The organism is Thalassobacillus sp. C254, assembly GCF_001310615.1.
Genome location: NZ_BAXQ01000023.1, coordinates 1 through 17,256, shown reverse-complemented (window position 1 = coordinate 17,256; position 17,256 = coordinate 1). Strand labels below are relative to the sequence as shown.

Genomic DNA, 17,256 nt, shown 5'->3' with positions numbered 1-17,256 from the left:
TGTTATCCCTGCTGTTCAGCAATGAGCGATAAAGCATTCACTGCTGCAACTGTAACCGGGCTTCCTCCTTTTCTCCCTAAGTTTGTAATAAAGGGAATATCCAATTTGGCCAGCTCTTCCTTTGATTCTTTTGCAGACACAAAGCCCACTGGCATTCCTACAACCAACCTGGCCTTGCTTCCCCGTTCTTAACTAATCGAATAAGTTCAAGAAGGGCAGTCGGAGCGTTTCCGATCGCAAAAATCCCTCCATCTGCTTCTTTTATCGCTTTTCTCATAGAAATAATGGCTCTGGTTGTATTTAACTGTTTTGCTTCTTCGATAACATCCGGATCTGAAATATAGACATCAACTCCACCGCCAAACTGCTCTAACCTTGGTTTGCTTATTCCAACCTGTACCATCTGCACATCAGCAACAACTTTTTTACCCTGACGGATAGCATGAACTCCTGACCTCACTGCATCCGGATGAAAACGAACGCTTCTTCCCAGCTCAAAGTCAGCTGAAGCGTGTATAATCCGCTGGACAACAGGATACTGCTCTTCCGTAAAAGAATGCTCTCCTATCTCCTCGGTAATCATTTCAAAGCTTTTTCCTTCTATTTCTTTAGGCTGAACCGTTAACGGTTTAAAATCTGTGGAGAAGTCCATTTTTCTGTTCCCCTTTCATAGGAAGATTCAATTTTATTTAAAATTTCTTCAGTTGTGCTCCCTTTGTCGCCATAGTAAATATCAGGTCTTTCTATTAAAATAACTTCAATTCCAAGTTCAAGGGCGGAGGTCACTTTTTCATCGAATGAACCTCTTTTTCCGCTTTCTTTCGTAATCATTGTTGTAATGCCAAACTGCTCATAAAGTGCTTTATTTAAGTCTTTAGTGAAAGGACCCTGCAAAGCGATAATGTTCTTTTGTTCCACCCCAAGCTCCTTGCATTTTTCCATGTTTTCTATTCTTGGCAGCATTCTGCACACAAGTCTTACCCCGTCCAAACCTATCAATCGTTTGGCGAATATATCCAGGGTCTTGCTGCCCGTCGTCAGCATGATATTGCCTCCACGCTTTGCTGCAAATTCTGCAGCTTCTTGGTAACTTTCAACTTTAACTACTAATTTATCGTAAGTATTGATAGAAGCACGCTCATATCGTATGTAATGAAGTCCGCTGTTTTGTGCAGCTTCTATCGCATTCTTGGAAGCTTCTTCAGCAAAAGGGTGAGAGGCATCGACAATTAAAGAAATTTCTTCTTCATAAAAAACTTTTTCCATGTTTTCTACGTCAAGTCTTCCTGTACGTACTTGAATATCTTCTTTTTCCAATTCCTTTGCTGCTTCTTCTGTAACCACTGAGGCAAGAACCTTATAACCGTCCTTTTTCACTTTCACTGCCAGTTCTCTGGCATCACTTGTTCCGGCTAAGAAAAATATCATGAGCGGGCCTCCTTTGTTTAGTGGGAGTGTTCATGATCATGATCATGGTCATGGTGATGACTGTGGTCGTGATCATGGTGGATATCCATATGCTCTAAAGCGAATAAACGATATTGACACATGTCACAGTTTAATTTCGCGTTACCACCAACAGCTTCTTCAGCCCGGTCGAGCAATACCTTCTCCAAGCGCTTGTGGAGGCCAATTGGGTCTGTCATATAAAACTCCTGCTCTGTATATTTTTCTTTAAAGGCTTTCAGTTTGGCATCCATTCGGTCCATTAAGATACCAGCAAAGAAAAAGTAAGGAATCATCAAAATATTACTTGCTCCCAGACGAATGCATCTCTCCACGCCTTCCTCTACTGTGGGGGTTGTCACTCCAATAAAGGATACTTCTACCGCTGCCATCTCCAGCTTTTCTGAGAGAATTCTAGAAAGCTTGAACAGCTCACTATTTGCATCTACATCACTGCTTCCTCTCCCAACCAATAAGATAGAGGTATCTTTGTTATACAATGTTTCTTGTTCCACTCCAGCGTGAAGCTTTTCTTTTAACAGCTGAAACATTTCTTCGTGAATCCCAATCGGCCGCCCGTAATGAAACCGGACTAAAGGATAAAGCTTTCTTGCTTTATCAATCGCTTGGGGAATATGAATCTTAGAATGTCCCGCTGGAAAAAACATAATAGGTACTAGCGCAACCTCAGTCGCCCCTCTTTTTACACAAGTTTCAATGCCCGAAGCAAGCCCCGGAGAAGCAAATTCCAGAAAACAAGTCTCCACAATCGGAGCAGGCACCTTTTGTTTAAGATTATCTACAAACTGGATGATCCCTTCATTGCCCTCTTTCTTCTTGCTTCCGTGTCCGATAAACAGCACAGCTTTCATATTTTCTCCCTCCTTATTCACATGGATTATCTACGATAACCGGCACTGGCATCTCTTGATACTTAAACCCTTGGATCTCCTGCACTCTCTTAAAAAACTTATGGAACCTTTCATTAGGCAGTCCTTTTTCCTTGTACTCATCTACAACAGCTGTAATGAGGGGAATTAACTTGTCCACTTCCATCCCCTCAGCCACTGGCTGTGCTACATGCGCATTTCTGCCCGTCGTTTTGCTCCCAAAAATACATCAAAAGCTCCTCTTCTATAAATAATGCCAATATCATCAGTAATTGCGCCGTAGCATGCCATGCCGCACCCATTAAAGCCTATGTTCATAACTTTGGGAACAACCATACCGCCTAGAGCTTCTTGTAGTTCTTCAGCATATGGGATTGAATCACGCTTCTCACCGTCACAAAAATCACAGGCCTTTACGTGAATCACATTACCTACCGGAGAAACGAGCCAGCCCGCTTCTTTAAGCTCTTTCACAATTTCCTGTGCACGATCTGTTTCAAGGGATACTTTGAAGTAATGGCTCGGTGTATACTCTACCTCACCGTCTTCCCCGATTACTTCTGTCAGCTGAAGAAGCTGTTTTGAGCTTATTTTCTTGTTTGCTGTTCCCGGAGAAACCGCAAATTCAAAAATCTCTGTTTGCTTAAACGAGATAGAATCTTCTGATACTTGTTTGTTTTCTGAATAAGTGGTGCCCAGCTTGCTTAACGCTTCTTCTGCAAGACCTTTAACATTTATACTTTCGGCAGCTGTTACCGTCTCTTCTTTTCCCCCATGCATTGCCCATGGCTCTGCCTCACTTCTTAGTCTCTGGCAGGTTTTAACTTTTGTTTCTCCTCGCCCAGGGTATATTTACGCTGGTAGCCTCTTGGGGTAATCATTTTGCCGTCATAATAAAATGTAGAATTATTTCCGATTACTACTGTTGTAAGCATGCCAATCTCATGGTCAAGCATGTGCTCCAAATCAGTCATCACTATGTTCTGCCGCTCTCTATATGCGCTTTTCACAAGGCCGACAGGCGTTCCTTTATCTCTATACTTCATTAAAATCCTTTGTGTCTCTTCTATTTGTCTTGTTCTCTTGCCGCTTTTTGGGTTATAAAGTGCAATGACAAAATCAGCCTGGGCGGCCGCTTCCACTCGCTTTACTATTAAATCCCAAGGGGTTAGGTGGTCACTCAAGCTGATCGTACAGGCATCATGCATTACCGGCGCCCCTAAAAGCGAGGCACAAGAATTGATTGCAGATACCCCAGGAATGATTTCTACTTCTACGCCTTCGTCCTCTTTCCATCCCTTTTCAATTAACACTTCATAAACTAATCCCGCCATGCCGTATAGACCAGCATCTCCGCTGGAAATGACAGCCACTGTTTTTCCTTGCTCAGCCTGCTTGACTGCTTCCTGTGCTCTGCTTACTTCTTCAGTCATTCCCGTCCTTACTATGTCCTGATCGGTAAGCAATGGTTTAATTAAATCTATATATGTTTTATAGCCAATAATAGAATCTGACTCAAGAATTGCTTCTTTTGCACGATATGTCATTTGTTCTTCACTTCCTGGGCCGAAACCTACGACAAGAAGTTTTCCTTTTTCATTTGTCACACTATCACTCCTTATATAGAATAAAGACGAACGCACTGCAAAAGGCTCTATTCCATTTGGTCTCTTTCAGACTGCTTATAAAAGCTGCACGCATCCCCCAGCCAGGATATATCGTACAAGCACTCCTTGAACAGAGAATTCACTAAAAGATTTACCACTCACCTACGCATACACAACTAAACAGCAAAAAAGCGCCCCTAACCTGCATGTGGAGGTTAGAGGCGCTCTTCCGGCATAATATAAACGGCTTTTTAACAGCCCATAATTAATCGGAAACCTGCTCTAACACCCCCCATGACCCGTAGGTTACTGGTGTTGTTGAAAAGGCAGGTCTCCTGGCTCTTGGTTTCCATCTGTTTCTTCCTTCCCATCGATTTGTACCGACAGTGGCAGCAAAACAGACAACCCAATTACAGTGGCGGGACCGCGCCGGCTTCACACCGGTCTTCCCTTTTAAGAAAACTGTTAGAACAGCTTTCACCTTTTCCCCTAATATTCTTCTCCTTTAAAGCTATCTGATCCTCCACTCTCTGTCAATCTCTTTTTGGCTTTCTATCTGCTAAGGAATTTATCCTTTTCCACTCTATTTTTGTTTGTGAGATTAAAAAAGAAAAATTCAGGAATAGAGTAGGAGAACGAATTAAGAGAAAGGGAGGTCACTAATTTGGCACATCAACAAGAAACCGGTATTTCATCAGAAACACCTTTAAAAACAAATGGAAAGTCAATTACAGCCCTGGTCCTTGGTGTAGTGGGACTCGTATCTTCTATTCTGATTCCGTTAGCCGGCTTTGCTCTAGGGTTGGTTGGCCTTATTCTTGGAATTTTATCAATAAGGGAGATCAAAAGAAGAGGAGAGTCCGGAAAGGGACTCGCAATTGGCGGTATCGCCTGCAGTGTAGCAGCTCTCGTTCTTACAGTGATACTCATGGCGCTCGCTGCAGCTATGCTGACGCTATAGTCCTCCTTGCTGACACGGTAATTAGTAGTATTTGTGATATAAACGTTTAGATTGCCCAAGGATGGGAATTAGAGGATCATAATTACTTTAAGGAGGAATATAAGATGGCAGATCCAAAGAAACAAGCCGAAGAAAAACTTGACAACATGTCCGAAAACAAAAAGGAAGACATTTTAGAAAGCTTTAGTGAGTTCCAGCAATACCTTAAAGGAAAAGTAGAAAAAGGTGAATCTCTAGGCCTCAGTGAAGAGCAAATGGCAAAAGGCGCTGAGCGTGTAGCAGAATACCTCAAAAACCATGAATCACCTAAAAATACAGAAGAAAAGCTATTACAAGAGATGTGGCAGGTAGCTGAGGATGACGAAAAGCATAAAATGGCTCACGTCCTGGTAAAACTAGCGAAGAAAGCTGGTTAATGGCAAAGTCACAGCTATAAAAAACAAGCAGTTCTCTGGAGGTACCAGAATACTGCTTGTTTTTACATATATTATCCCTTTATCTACAGGTAATTTTCAATTTCTTTTTCTCAAATTTCTTGCACTTTCAAAGGGGCTTGGTGCAGAAGCAATCGCTGAAATTATTGATATGCCGTCGCTTCCTGATTTCATCACTTCGTCGATATTATCTTCATAAATTCCACCAATCCCAACAATCGGTGTCTTGATCCCCATTTTACGAAACAGAGTGATCACTTGAGGACCCGTTTCTTCAGCAGCATCGTCTTTAGAACCTGTCGCATATATAGGCCCTAAACCAAGGTAATCAGCCCCGTGCTCTGCGGCTTCCAGGCCTTCGTCAATCGTATATGCAGAAACCCCCAGAATTTTATCACCCATCATTTTTCTTGCTTCTTTTGCTCCAATATCTTCTTGTCCAATATGAAGACCGTCTGCATTAAGTTGCACCGCTAAATCAATATCATCATTAACTATAAAAGGAATTCCATTCTGCCGGCAGATCTCTTGCAATTTACGTGCCAGCTCTTCCTTTTCAGCACCTGCTTTTGAACCTTCTCCTTTTTCACGGTATTGAAAAAGAGTAATCCCGCCTGCGATTGCTTCCTTTACTACTTGTTCAGGAAGCTGAGTAGTATTTTGACTGCCAAATATAAAATATAATTTTAAGTACTGTATCATCTCAGCTCTTGTTATACGTCCCAAAGTTTCCCCACTTCCTTTTTGGTGCCAGGCACCTTGCAGGTTACGTAACAAAGAAAACGTGAATGACGCTGTTGCTTAAAGAAAATCACAATTTTAATGTTACAGACCGCAGTGGTGCCAGGCACCTTTTGTGAATGTGAATCCTCCTCATACTGATAATTGTTATTTCAATAGATCGGTTAACTTAAAGAGATTGAAGCTAAGGAATCGACTTCCTTTGAAGTTATCTTATAAAGCTGATCCAAAAAAGCAATCTGAAAAGCTGCCTGGACCCTCACTTTCCTGAGCAGCCTTTTCTCCTGCTATTCCGTATGCAGCAAGAGCCGCCGCTCCCGCAGTTAAAACGTCCTTTTCAACTGCTGCAAACGAACCAATCACTGAACTTAATAAACATCCGGCACCCGTGATTTTCGTAAACATGGGAGTCCCGTTATTTACAATATAGGTTTTTTCCCCATCTGTAATAACATCCTCTTTCCCCGTCACACAAACAACGGTATCGAGCTTCCGCGCAGCCTCTTTGGCTAGTTCAAGTATGTCTCCCTCTCCTTCTTCCGCATCTACTCCTTTTATTTTCCACTCAAGTCCAACCACATTTGCCACTTCTGCTGCATTTCCCCTTAGAAGGGAGAGATTCAGTTCTTTTACGATCCTTTTGGATGCTTCTGTTCGATATGGTGTGGCTCCCGCTCCAACCGGATCAAATATAATTGGCACCCCCTGCTGGTTTGCTGCGTTACCCGCATGTATCATAGCCTCGACCTCCTCAGCAGATAATGTACCAATATTTAAAACGAGAGCCCCGGCAATCCTGGCCATATCAGCAACCTCTTCCTTGGCATACGCCATGACCGGAGAAGCTCCTAATGCGAGAAGTCCATTGGCTGTAAAATTCGTGACTACTACGTTTGTAATGTTGTGAACGAGCGGCTTTTCCTCTCTCATTTTTCCAAGAAACCTTCCCCAACCTGATGGTTCCATACTATCCCTCCTCCTGTGAATTCTGTATTTATTCCCTTATCCTTCTTTCTTTATGCTCAATATTCCCTAATCTCCTCTTTAATCTTTTCGCCAAGGTGACGGCCAGGTTCATCGACCATACAGAGCACACGATCTCCTGAAGCTAACTGCTGAACTGGGACAGAGTTTCCTTCTTCACCGGCAAGCTGCACACTATCAGCATCTTGCAGTGTTGCCGAAATGATCTTGTTCTGCACCCTGCATTCCACTCGAAGTAAATCCCTTTGTTCTGCCTTCACTCTACCAAGCGGCACAATTCTCGGTTCTCCTGATAAGGAAAAAACCGGTGTCTGCTCCCCTCCTCTTAGCTCAGATAAGTATTTTGTATTCTCTCCCTCATAAATGTACTGATGGACCGCGCCGCAATTTACACGGAACGCACGGGAGGGGTAGGTTTCTGTATTTCGGTTTTCAGAAAGCACTAATATGTATCCGTCCCCAGTATTCCCAACCAGCATTCCTTCTTCAGGAGACAGCTCGTCTGCACAATCTACACATACTCTAGTGCCCTTTCCTACAGCTTTTATACTTATCACTTCGCCAGCTATATACTCTACCTTATTTTTTTTGCTATTCAATTCGTTCCCTCCTCATTTATTACCTTTAACTAAAATAGTATAAGGTTACACAAAAGAGAGCAAGAATGGGTATGATAGGTCTATTCACTCACTTGTCAAGGGAAGAAAGCCCATTATCATTATTTTGTATTCATCCTCAAAGCAGACTTGCCTATCCAACCCTTCTGTAGAGGAGGGGCAATCCCAATGGGGGAGCAGGCTATCAGCTGCCTCTTCTAAACATGGATTGACAGAACCCTCATGACTAGAGGAAAGAAGTGCACCCTTTCTACTTTTAATCTTAGTTTTCCCCTTATGATATTTTCCCCAGTTCTGTAATTTTCTTTGCCATTGTACAAAAAAGCACCCTATAGATTGACTTATTAAGTCCTGCTCTATAGGGTGCTTTTAGTTTCAGGAATTAAAGCCTTTCTTCCTGAATCCTCTAATATTTATCTAACTGACGATATATTTCTGCTAAAACTTTCTTAAGAGGAACTCCATGGTGCAGAGCTGCTTGTTTGATATCCTCAAACTCTGGAGACCTTTGATAAACCTTGTTTTTCTCATAACCATTTTTAATACGAATATCACCGTAAATGGTATCTATGTGGCTTATACTTCGTGATAATGCTCTTCGCTGCCAAAGAGAGGAACGGACTCCAAAGGTAGAAGTTTCCTGTAACAACAACTCTTCCAGTCGATTTGCTTGCTCTTGTTTGGAAAGGACGGTGATTAGAGTCCCAGGCCGGTTTTTTTTCATTTGGATAGGCGTGTAATACACGTCTAAGGCCCCGGCTTCAAATAAGCTCTCCATCACATATCCCAGTACTTCTCCAGGCAAGTCATCAATCTGGCATTCTAACAGGACAACCTCTTCAGTAATCCTTTCTTCCTGACTCTCCAGCATGATTGCTCGAAGGATGTTAGGGTGTGAATCGAAATCCTTTTTTCCTGCTCCATAGCCTATTGATGATATAACATAGGGAGGCAAGCTTCTTACCTCACTCACTAAAGCATGGATAAAGCCTGCTCCAGTTGGAGTAGTAAGTTCCCCCTTTGCCTCTAAAGGAGAAATAGGGATTCCTTTTAATAACTCCGCCGTAGCAGGGGCTGGAACAGGATATATCCCATGGTCTATCTTTATCAGACCGGTTCCTGTAGGAACGGGTGAAGAATAAATCGTTTCTATTTCAAGATCTTCCAAAGCCACGCAAACTCCGATGATATCAATAATTGAGTCCATTGCTCCTACTTCATGAAAGTGGACCTTTTCAGGGGGTATTCCGTGGATTTTCCCTTCTGCTGCAGCAATAGCTTCAAAGACTTTGGTACTTTGTTCCTTTACTCTCTCTGAAAGACTGCTTTCTTGTATCATTTTCAAGATATGAGAGGCATGACGGTGACTATGGGCATGATGATCTTTGTGATCATGAGAGTGATCATGAGCATGGTGATGATCATGATGCTCTAATTCTTGTGGAAGCGAAATATCTAAAAGCGAGGAAGAAATCCCGCACTTATTCACTCTTTTAATCGTTAAATCAAATTCTCCAATAGGAAGTTTTTTTAGCTCTTGTTTCACATACTGCAAGCTTGCACCAGCGTCTATTAACGCTGATAATGTCATGTCACCTGAGATCCCTGATACACAGTCCAAATACAATGTTTTCATTTTACTTTTCCTCATTTGCTACTTTTAAAATTAAGGCAGCCTGGTATGCTGCTCCAAACCCATTGTCAATATTGACCACACTCATACCGGAAGCACATGCTGTCAGCATGCCTAATAAAGGTGTTAAGCCTTCTAAATGAGCTCCATACCCTACTGAAGTAGGAACAGCGATCACAGGGCGTTTTACCAATCCAGTAACCACACTTGGTAACGCACCTTCCATACCAGCCACTACAACCAGTACACTCGCTGTTTGTAAATATTCACGATAAGAAAGTAATCGGTCAATGCCTGCTACCCCTACGTCATTAATTGCTTCCACTTCACACCCCATCCACTGAGCTGTCAAAAGCGCTTCCTCAGCTACAGGAAGATCGGAGGTCCCTGCACTAAGCACCATTACTTTGCCGCGATATAATTTTTCAGGCTTCCCTACACTAAAGATACGGGAAACAGAATGGTAAAAAGAATCAGCAAACGCTTTCTTTAAGTCAGCTGCTTTTTCTTCCGAAACCCTTGTGACAAGAACCTTACCATGGCGTTCCACCAGTTTCTCAGCGATTAAGGTAATTTGTTCAGCCGTTTTCCCTTCACCATAAATGATTTCAGGATAGCCCGTCCTCTCTTCTCGATCATAATCTACTTTAGAAAACCCTAAGTCTTCATACATGATGGCAACCACCCTCTAAGTTGTTTTAACTTTTTCCAATACTGCATTCATGCTCCCGCTCTTGTACCCTGACAGATCTAACGTGACATATTTAAAACCTAATTCTGTTAATTCCCTTTGAAGAGTTCCATGCATTTGTAAAATTATAGACATATCCTCTGGCATGACTTCAATTCTGGCCATCTCACCATGCATTCTCACGCGTACTTGCCTGACTCCGTAATCCCGAATGATCTCTTCTGCTTTGTCTACCATTTTAAGCTTTTTGATCGTGATAGTCTCTTGATAACTAATTCGGGAAGCTAAACAAGCATAGGAAGGCTTATCCCAATTTGGTAATCCAATTTCCCGTGCTAATTCACGTATTTCCTGCTTATATAACTCAACTTCCTGTAGAGGCCCGCGCACGCCATGCTCACGAGCTGCAATGATCCCGGGACGATGCTCACCCATATCGTCTGCAATCAGTCCGAAGACGATATTACTATAGTTTTTTTGCTCTAAAAGAGGCTTTAAATTTTCAAATAGGTTATCACGGCATAAATAGCAGCGATCGCTTTTATTCTCTGTGTACCCCGGTATAGCAAATTCGGAAGTTGATATTACTTCATGTTTTACATCTAATTTCTTTGCTAATTCCCTGCAATCTTCCAATTCTCTTTGTGGGAATGTTTCTGAGTCTGCTGTCACAGCTAATACGTTTTCTTTTCCGAGGGTATCACGAGCAACATACAAAAGAAATGTACTATCAATACCACCTGAGAAAGCAACTACTACCCTTCCCATCTCTTGTAGAGTTTCTTGTAGTTTTGTAAGTTTAGTGTAGGACATACATCTTACTCCTCTCTAATATAGGGGATCGTTAAGGGGCCTTGTGGTAGAACAGCCACGCTCATATCCTCTCCATAAGTTGCTTTAAGGTTTTCTAATGTTGCTTCTATATCATTACAAGGAGTTAACATCGCTTGGTTAATTTGCTCCTTTGTCAATTTAGAATACACGTGAACATCCGACCAAACTTGAATGACTGCTTGCTTTTGAACTTGCCACTGATCAAACATTTTAAATGCAGGGTCGTTAATCATATCTAATAACTGTTGCGGGGTCTCAGCTAATGTAAATATCTCTGCAAAATTCCCATGATTGGGGATACCGTCAGAACACTCCGCTGCAACGATAATGGTGCCGCCTTTTTTTACGATTTTTTGTGCTGCGCTCATTCCTTTAACAGCCTGATATAAATTCTGATCCAGCGGATACCCTGAATTCGAGGTAATCACTACGTCAAATCTTTCTTCACAAGGAACCATAGCATGCTCTTTCGTATACTCACAGCCTTTTTCATGAGCTGGGAAAAGGTCTCCAGCAAAGACTTCAGTAATCTCTTTATTTCCATTTAAGGTGACGTTAAGGAGAAAATGTGGTGGACACATACGGTTGATTTCCCTTGTCATCTCCTGAACTGGATTATTATCCATATTACCCCAGGTTGCCTTTGGATCTCCAATCATTCTAGCATTATGAAAGGTCATAATCGTTTCGATTCCTGCGATTCCTGGCATGTTTCCCTTGGGACCTCCTGAAAAACCAGCAAAGAAATGTGGTTCTATAAAACCTGTCGTGATACGAAAATCTGCCTCTACATATTCTTTATTTAAATATACTCCACAGCCGAATTCACTCTCTCCGACATACGATAATTCCTCTTTATCATGGCAATGATTATTAACAATGCGAATGTTATTAACCGTCCACTCACCAAGCATTTCAATAAACTCTTCTCTTGTTTGGTCACGGTGAGTACCCGTCCCATTTATCACTACAAATTGTTCCAATGGTACGTGAGGAAGCTCCTCGATTAGGGCAGGAACAAGAATATGATTTGGTGTTGGTCTGGTAATATCACTAATCACTATAGCAACTGAATCAGTTGACTTTACCATTTCTTTTAACGGAGGGGTGCCAATCGGGCTTTGTAATGCATCAACTACAGCCTGCCTTTGATCTTTCTTTCCTTCTACATGTTTAGGTTCAATAATCTTAGCATGATCTGGAACCTCTACCTGAATTTCTCCTTTTCCGTAAAGCAGTGAAACGTCCATTTGTTACCCTCCTATACATCCATTTTTGTGCTTGTATTTTTTGAATCATTTATTTCACTTGTCACATCTTCTTCTGTACCAATTATACCTCTTTTCCGTTGATAACGATCAACAATTATAACAGCTATTGGACATAATATAGCCGTAACAAGAACGGAAATTGAAATTTGAGCGGTGGCTAGAGGGACAATGTCTTGATAAGCAGCGGCTTGAGATTGACTCATTCCCCCTGCAGCTGCAGCTGTGGCCGCAGCGGCCGCGATAGCTGCTGGCGTACCTACCGCATTTCCAGCCGTAGATGCTTCTGCTACCGGAGCAATATAACTTCTTTCTTTAAATAGCTTAAAGACCAGGATTCCGGTTAAGCCAGTTAAGACCGTTGTCAAAAGCCCTAAGAGAATGCCTGCCCCAACTACTTCGGGGTTGAAAAACAGTGCAAAATTCATTCCGGCGCCCAAGGCAAAGGCAAAGAATGGAACCGGCAGAATTTCCCCGGGCTTTAAGAAAGATCGAATATCTTCGTCTAGATTACCTAACAACATACCAATCCCTATTGGCAGCAATACAGCCAAGAACGTAGCAAACGGAAAGGTAGCACCTAATAGCCCCAAAGACATCATCGTAAAGAATGGACCGTCATTTATGGACAAAACTGCTACCCCGCCAACATCAGAACGATTTCCGTACTGACTTGTCAAGGCGGCGTACATTCCCCCGTTGCCATTGGTCATTGCTGCAATGATAGCAACCGTTGATAAGCCTAGTAACCCTTCCATTGGATCAAAAAAGTATCCGAAAGAAATACCTATTACAAGACCAGTAAGATATTTAGAAGTAGTTAGCAAAGAACCTTTTTTTAATGCTTTCCCGCCAAGCTTCAAATTCATTTGACTCCCTGCACAAAACAAGAACAGTGCGATTAAGACAAGAGCCCCATCTTTGAATAACTCCTGAGAGAATCCACCGATCCGTAAAAATTCATATGTACCGTCTTCTGTCTGGGGGGCACCGATAAACTGCAAAAATCTCACTATAAAAGGAATTTGCAACTGATCTATTGTGTTTAATAAAGCCCCTAGCATTAACGGAACAATCATTAATCCACCAGGAACCCTTTCTATTGTCTGTTTAATCTTCATAATAAACTCCCCTCTTTGAATAATTGTAGAAATCGCTTACAAAAAATCTTATATTTCTAGTTCTTCTACATATTCGCTTCTATCACTATTGACATAATAGTGGAAACTTTTATAATAATTGTGACAAAAACTATTTAAAAAAACAACAATAAATAAGAAAGCGTTTAAATTTTAAACAGTTTGTTACTTTTGGGAGATTGATGATTGATATGCCAATAAAAATAGGGGTTCTAGCCCCTTACCCACACTTAAAGAAAGTGATCCAAATGGAAGCTGCTGCTGTCTCAGACATAGAGGTGGAAGTTGTAGTGTGCGATGTAGTGGATGCCGTCCAGCCTGCCAAGAGAATGGAACAAAATGGCGTTCTGGTTTTAATCAGCCGGGGGGCTACAGCTGACACCTTACGAAAACACGTAAAAGTACCCATTATAGACATTGAGGTTTCTGCTTACGACATTCTAAGAACTTTATTACTAATCAAGGACTCCGAAGAGAAAATTAAACTAATCGGGTATCCAAGTGTCTGCCAAGGGGTTGTAGAAGTTTCCAAGCTTCTAGATATGCAAATCCCATACACGGAAGTAAGAACATCGGAGGAAGTTAGGAAAGCTGTAAAGGATGCATGGAGGAATGGATACAACACTATTCTTGGGGATGCTGTTGCATTGAATTACATAGAAGAATTCACCCTGCAAGGTATAATGATTACTTCTGGGAAAGAAGCTGTCCATCAATCATTAGTCCGGGCCAAAGAAGTAGCTCAAGCCATAAATGAAACGAGGAAAGAAATTTCTTCTTTTCATGCGCTTATGGATACCCAATCCGAAGGAGTCATTATCTTTGGGTTAGATGGCACAGTGAATTTTGCTAACAGAGAATTCTATTCTCTGTTTTCCTTAGACTCTGCCATTCACTCTGTTTATGACCTGGGACAAAACTACCAAGGGTCTTTAGGAGGATTATAGAAGCTCCTCTTTCAATGAAAACAGCGGAGGTTAATGGCAAGAAGCTCCTTATCGAGGTGCTGTTTTTGGAAGAAAGCTCTTCTTATTTTGTGGTAAAATTCACTGAAGAAAATAAGTATTATATTCACAGCGATGAACTTTCTTTTTCTCATCTTCGTTCTACTATTTTTTCCTTTTCTCAGCTGTGCCAGGTGAACCAAAAGGTACGTGAGGTAATTAAACAATTAAAATCCAGTGTACATAAGCCAGTATTGTTACTTTCCGGTGAGGAAGGGACAGGTAAAAAGTCTTTGACTAGTGCTTTTCATTACTACAAAAATGGGTACACTGAAGAGCAGTGGGCAGTTACTATTGGGAAAATGATCAGCGAAGGTGAGTTAGGTAAATTACACGCCACCATACAAAAATTAAAAGGCACTTTTTATATCCGAGGGTGGGAGGAATTATCTCCTTGTCAAATAAAGAACCTTGTCAAGAGCTTTTCCTGCTGTAAGGAAAACACCGCTGTCTTCTCTACAAATAACTGTAACCTCTCTGAGCGTATTACTGAAAATTTTGATATCTCTGTACATCTCCCTCCTTTAAGGGACCAATTAGAAACCTTTGAGGAATATACACGCAAGTTCATTGCTCGATATAATAATTTATACGGAAAACAAGTGGTGGGCCTTTCCGAGGACCTATTATGTATATGGAAACAAAAAGAATGGAAGAGGAACCTAGCAGAATTAAACGAATGCTTAGAAGCAGGCGTATATAACGCCGAAGGTCCATATATACAAAAAAAAGAAGTACTGCATACAAAAAAGGACATGTTAATACATTCAGGTGACAACATAGATTTAACAAAAACACTGGTTGAAATAGAAGAGGACATTATCCGTAAAGTTGTAGAAGAAGAAAACTATAACCAAACACGGGCGGCAAAGCGACTGGGAATAAATCGAGCGACTTTATGGAGGAAGTTGAAAAATATATAAGCACCATATGTAATTAAATCCCAGCTAAAAAGCTGGGATTCTTTGTTTATTGTTGTTTGCCGCTTTCAATTTCTTCAATCATCAGGGAAAGTTCAGTCCAGCGTTCAATGGTTTTCTCAAGCTCAGCTTCCACTTCTGACTGCTTTTTCATTGATTCTTGTATTTTGTCAAAATCACTGCCGGCTTCACCTATTTCTGACTCAAGCTCTTCCTTTTTCATTTCCAATTCCATAATTTTGTCTTCAATCTGGTTCCATTCCTGCTGTTCTTTATAAGAGAGCTTTTTTCTAGACTGCCTCGCTTGTTTCGGGGCGTGTCCTGCCCCTGCCTTTGTCTCTTTTTGCCGGGAAGCTTCCTCCTTTTGTTTATCTATGTAGGCAGAATAACTTCCCTGAAAGCGTTCAATTTCTCCGCTGCCGCCTTTACAAACTAATAGGCGGTCAACGACCCGGTCTAAAAAATACCGGTCGTGTGATACGGTAATTACTACACCAGGAAATTGATCCAGGTAATCCTCTAATATGCTTAATGTCTGAGTATCCAAGTCATTTGTCGGCTCGTCCAAAAAGAGGACGTTGGGCTCTTCCATTAAGACACTGAGTAAATACAAACGTCGTCTTTCACCACCGGAAAGGCGGCGGATATAGGTCCACTGCATCTCTCTGGAAAACAAAAAACGTTCAAGCATCTGTTCTGCTGTGATCACCTGGCCATCAACAGTGTGAACTACTTCTGCCACTTCTCTGATGTACTCAATCAACCGAAGATTTTCATCCATTTCTTCATATTCCTGGGTGTAGTATCCTATTTTTACAGTTTGTCCAAACTTCACTTTACCCGCCTGGGGCTGCAAGCGGTCAGCCAGTATATTTAATAATGTAGATTTCCCCGCTCCATTAGGCCCAATAATCCCCAGTCGTTCTCCAGGCACTACTAAATAATTAAAATCTTTGACTAGCGGCATCTGCTCAGCTGCATAGGAAAACGTAATATCCTGCGCTTCAATGACCTGCTTTCCCAGGCGAACCGAACCGATGGAAAAATCGACGTCTTTTTTGGCCTCTGGCCCTGTTTGTTCCTTTAGGCCTTCCACTCGTTGCTTCCGTGCCTTTTGCTTTGTGGTTCTGGCCTTTGCTCCTCTTTGCAACCAGGCAAGTTCTCTGCGCAGTAAGTTCTGTCTTTTTTCTTCACTTTTTTGTGCTGCTGCTTCTCTTTCAGCTTTCTTTTCTAAGTAAATCTCATAATTCCCTTCATACGTATAAAGACTGCCATGTTCCAATTCAAAAATTTGATTAGTGACACGATTGAGGAAATAACGGTCATGGGTAACGACAATTAATGATCCTTTATATGCGGCTAAGTATCCTTCCAGCCACTCTATAGAGATATTGTCCAAATGGTTTGTCGGCTCATCCAGTATTAAGAGGTCTGCTGGCTGGATCAACGCTTTAGCTATGGCAACTCTTTTCTTTTGACCCCCAGACAGATATTTCACTTTCTTATCAAAGTCTGAAATGCCAAGCTTCGTTAATACCGTCTTTGCTGCTGTGTTCGCATCCCAGGCATCAGCTTCGTCCATTTTTTGCTGCATACTCATTACCAGCTCTTGAGCACTTTGCTTTTCCGGGTTATGGTCCAGCTTTTGTAACGCTTTTTCATACTCTCTCATCACTTTCATCATGACAGAATCACCGTAATATATTTGTTCTAAAACGGTCAATTCAGGCTCTAATTCAGGTTGCTGGGGAAGGTATTCGATCTGAAGAGAATTGGCATGAAGCATTTCTCCTCGTTCAGCGCTTTCTATTCCTGCGATTACTTTAAGGAGTGTAGACTTTCCAGTCCCATTAACACCTAGCAAACCAATTCTTTCGTTCTCCTTGATGGAAAAGGAGATTTCATTAAACAATACTTTTTCTCCATAAGTCTTGTATAAGTTCTCTACATGTAAAACGCTCATCTCTTATCAACCTTTACTATCTGTATTACTTACATTGTAAACTATATTTAGAGAAGGCACATAGCTACCAGCAAATAATCGAAAAAAACTCTCTATATTGCTTCAATCTCGATAAAAAGGGGCT

Annotated in this window: 14 protein-coding genes, 3 pseudogenes and 1 riboswitch; of the genes and pseudogenes, 4 read left to right on the top strand and 13 right to left on the bottom strand. The window is 41.6% G+C overall.

Annotated features, from left to right (window positions below; translation table 11 throughout):
• Positions 1–2 precede the first annotated feature (2 nt).
• The 4 genes and pseudogenes from JCM19033_RS17280 to cobJ form a co-directional block, all read right to left on the bottom strand.
• Positions 3–652 (bottom strand): annotated as a pseudogene (locus JCM19033_RS17280) (precorrin-8X methylmutase).
• Positions 622–1,428 carry a precorrin-6A reductase gene (cobK, locus tag JCM19033_RS17275; protein WP_054637241.1) on the bottom strand — a complete coding sequence of 269 codons (807 nt, stop codon included), beginning with the start codon at positions 1,426–1,428 and terminating at the stop codon, positions 622–624. Before cobK ends, JCM19033_RS17280 begins: the two are co-directional and overlap by 31 nt.
• A gap of 17 nt (positions 1,429–1,445) precedes the next feature.
• The gene (locus tag JCM19033_RS17270; protein ID WP_054637240.1) at positions 1,446–2,318 is read right to left on the bottom strand and encodes a sirohydrochlorin chelatase; all 873 of its coding nucleotides are present in this window, start codon (positions 2,316–2,318) and stop codon (positions 1,446–1,448) included.
• Positions 2,319–2,331: 13 nt separating this feature from the next.
• Positions 2,332–3,883 (bottom strand): annotated as a pseudogene (gene cobJ, locus JCM19033_RS17265) (precorrin-3B C(17)-methyltransferase).
• Between the two features lie 367 nt (positions 3,884–4,250).
• Positions 4,251–4,443: riboswitch (cobalamin riboswitch) on the bottom strand.
• A gap of 164 nt (positions 4,444–4,607) precedes the next feature.
• Between cobJ and JCM19033_RS17260 the strand changes: the two are divergent.
• Both JCM19033_RS17260 and JCM19033_RS17255 read left to right on the top strand, forming a co-directional pair.
• Positions 4,608–4,904, top strand: a complete 297-nt coding sequence (locus JCM19033_RS17260) for a DUF4190 domain-containing protein (protein ID WP_054637239.1) — start codon at positions 4,608–4,610, stop codon at positions 4,902–4,904.
• 104 nt (positions 4,905–5,008) lie between these two features.
• Positions 5,009–5,320 carry a DUF3243 family protein gene (locus JCM19033_RS17255; RefSeq protein WP_054637238.1) on the top strand — a complete coding sequence of 104 codons (312 nt, stop codon included), beginning with the start codon at positions 5,009–5,011 and terminating at the stop codon, positions 5,318–5,320.
• A 96-nt stretch (positions 5,321–5,416) separates the two neighbouring features.
• On the opposite strand, the gene thiE is transcribed toward JCM19033_RS17255, so the two are convergent.
• The 8 genes and pseudogenes from thiE to JCM19033_RS17215 form a co-directional block, all read right to left on the bottom strand.
• Entirely contained in the window at positions 5,417–6,064 is a 648-nt protein-coding gene (gene thiE / locus JCM19033_RS17250; RefSeq protein ID WP_054637237.1) for a thiamine phosphate synthase, read from the bottom strand.
• Between the two features lie 179 nt (positions 6,065–6,243).
• A pseudogene (thiM, locus tag JCM19033_RS17245) lies at positions 6,244–7,045 on the bottom strand (hydroxyethylthiazole kinase).
• A 56-nt stretch (positions 7,046–7,101) separates the two neighbouring features.
• Positions 7,102–7,662: a 3-dehydroquinate synthase II gene (locus JCM19033_RS17240; protein ID WP_054637236.1), complete on the bottom strand. Its 561-nt coding sequence runs from the start codon at positions 7,660–7,662 to the stop codon at positions 7,102–7,104.
• A 424-nt stretch (positions 7,663–8,086) separates the two neighbouring features.
• Positions 8,087–9,316 carry a nickel pincer cofactor biosynthesis protein LarC gene (gene larC, locus JCM19033_RS17235; RefSeq protein ID WP_054637235.1) on the bottom strand — a complete coding sequence of 410 codons (1,230 nt, stop codon included), beginning with the start codon at positions 9,314–9,316 and terminating at the stop codon, positions 8,087–8,089.
• Position 9,317: 1 nt separating this feature from the next.
• Positions 9,318–9,986: a nickel pincer cofactor biosynthesis protein LarB gene (larB, locus tag JCM19033_RS24430; RefSeq protein ID WP_054637234.1), complete on the bottom strand. Its 669-nt coding sequence runs from the start codon at positions 9,984–9,986 to the stop codon at positions 9,318–9,320.
• A gap of 15 nt (positions 9,987–10,001) precedes the next feature.
• Positions 10,002–10,817 carry an ATP-dependent sacrificial sulfur transferase LarE gene (larE, locus tag JCM19033_RS24425; RefSeq protein ID WP_054637233.1) on the bottom strand — a complete coding sequence of 272 codons (816 nt, stop codon included), beginning with the start codon at positions 10,815–10,817 and terminating at the stop codon, positions 10,002–10,004.
• Positions 10,818–10,822: 5 nt separating this feature from the next.
• On the bottom strand, positions 10,823–12,088 hold the full coding sequence (gene larA / locus JCM19033_RS17220; protein WP_054637232.1) for a nickel-dependent lactate racemase: 1,266 nt from the start codon (positions 12,086–12,088) through the stop codon (positions 10,823–10,825).
• Between the two features lie 11 nt (positions 12,089–12,099).
• Positions 12,100–13,227 carry a 2-keto-3-deoxygluconate permease gene (locus tag JCM19033_RS17215; RefSeq protein ID WP_054637231.1) on the bottom strand — a complete coding sequence of 376 codons (1,128 nt, stop codon included), beginning with the start codon at positions 13,225–13,227 and terminating at the stop codon, positions 12,100–12,102.
• Between the two features lie 200 nt (positions 13,228–13,427).
• On the opposite strand from JCM19033_RS17215, the gene JCM19033_RS17210 reads away from it, so the two are divergent.
• Both JCM19033_RS17210 and JCM19033_RS17205 read left to right on the top strand, forming a co-directional pair.
• Positions 13,428–14,192: a PrpR N-terminal domain-containing protein gene (locus JCM19033_RS17210; protein WP_054637230.1), complete on the top strand. Its 765-nt coding sequence runs from the start codon at positions 13,428–13,430 to the stop codon at positions 14,190–14,192.
• A gap of 14 nt (positions 14,193–14,206) precedes the next feature.
• A complete protein-coding gene (locus JCM19033_RS17205; protein ID WP_054637229.1) occupies positions 14,207–15,172 on the top strand; it encodes a helix-turn-helix domain-containing protein in 966 nt (321 codons plus the stop codon).
• Positions 15,173–15,218: 46 nt separating this feature from the next.
• Here the strand turns inward: JCM19033_RS17205 and JCM19033_RS17200 are convergent, their stop codons facing one another.
• Complete coding sequence (locus JCM19033_RS17200) at positions 15,219–17,132, bottom strand: ABC-F family ATP-binding cassette domain-containing protein (RefSeq protein WP_054637228.1); 1,914 nt, start codon at positions 17,130–17,132, stop codon at positions 15,219–15,221.
• Between the last annotated feature and the right edge of the window lie 124 nt (positions 17,133–17,256).

Excerpts from the sequence above, each read along its gene's own strand:
- larE (WP_054637233.1), bottom strand. The coding sequence starts at position 10,817 with ATGTCCTACACTAAACTTACAAAACTACAAGAAACTCTACAAGAGATG.
- JCM19033_RS17210 (WP_054637230.1), top strand. The coding sequence starts at position 13,428 with ATGATTGATATGCCAATAAAAATAGGGGTTCTAGCCCCTTACCCACAC.
- JCM19033_RS17255 (WP_054637238.1), top strand. The coding sequence starts at position 5,009 with ATGGCAGATCCAAAGAAACAAGCCGAAGAAAAACTTGACAACATGTCC.
- cobK (WP_054637241.1), bottom strand. The coding sequence starts at position 1,428 with ATGATATTTTTCTTAGCCGGAACAAGTGATGCCAGAGAACTGGCAGTG.
- larC (WP_054637235.1), bottom strand. The coding sequence starts at position 9,316 with ATGAAAACATTGTATTTGGACTGTGTATCAGGGATCTCAGGTGACATG.
- JCM19033_RS17200 (WP_054637228.1), bottom strand. The coding sequence starts at position 17,132 with ATGAGCGTTTTACATGTAGAGAACTTATACAAGACTTATGGAGAAAAA.
- JCM19033_RS17205 (WP_054637229.1), top strand. The coding sequence starts at position 14,207 with ATGAAAACAGCGGAGGTTAATGGCAAGAAGCTCCTTATCGAGGTGCTG.
- larB (WP_054637234.1), bottom strand. The coding sequence starts at position 9,986 with ATGTATGAAGACTTAGGGTTTTCTAAAGTAGATTATGATCGAGAAGAG.
- JCM19033_RS17270 (WP_054637240.1), bottom strand. The coding sequence starts at position 2,318 with ATGAAAGCTGTGCTGTTTATCGGACACGGAAGCAAGAAGAAAGAGGGC.
- larA (WP_054637232.1), bottom strand. The coding sequence starts at position 12,088 with ATGGACGTTTCACTGCTTTACGGAAAAGGAGAAATTCAGGTAGAGGTT.
- JCM19033_RS17215 (WP_054637231.1), bottom strand. The coding sequence starts at position 13,227 with ATGAAGATTAAACAGACAATAGAAAGGGTTCCTGGTGGATTAATGATT.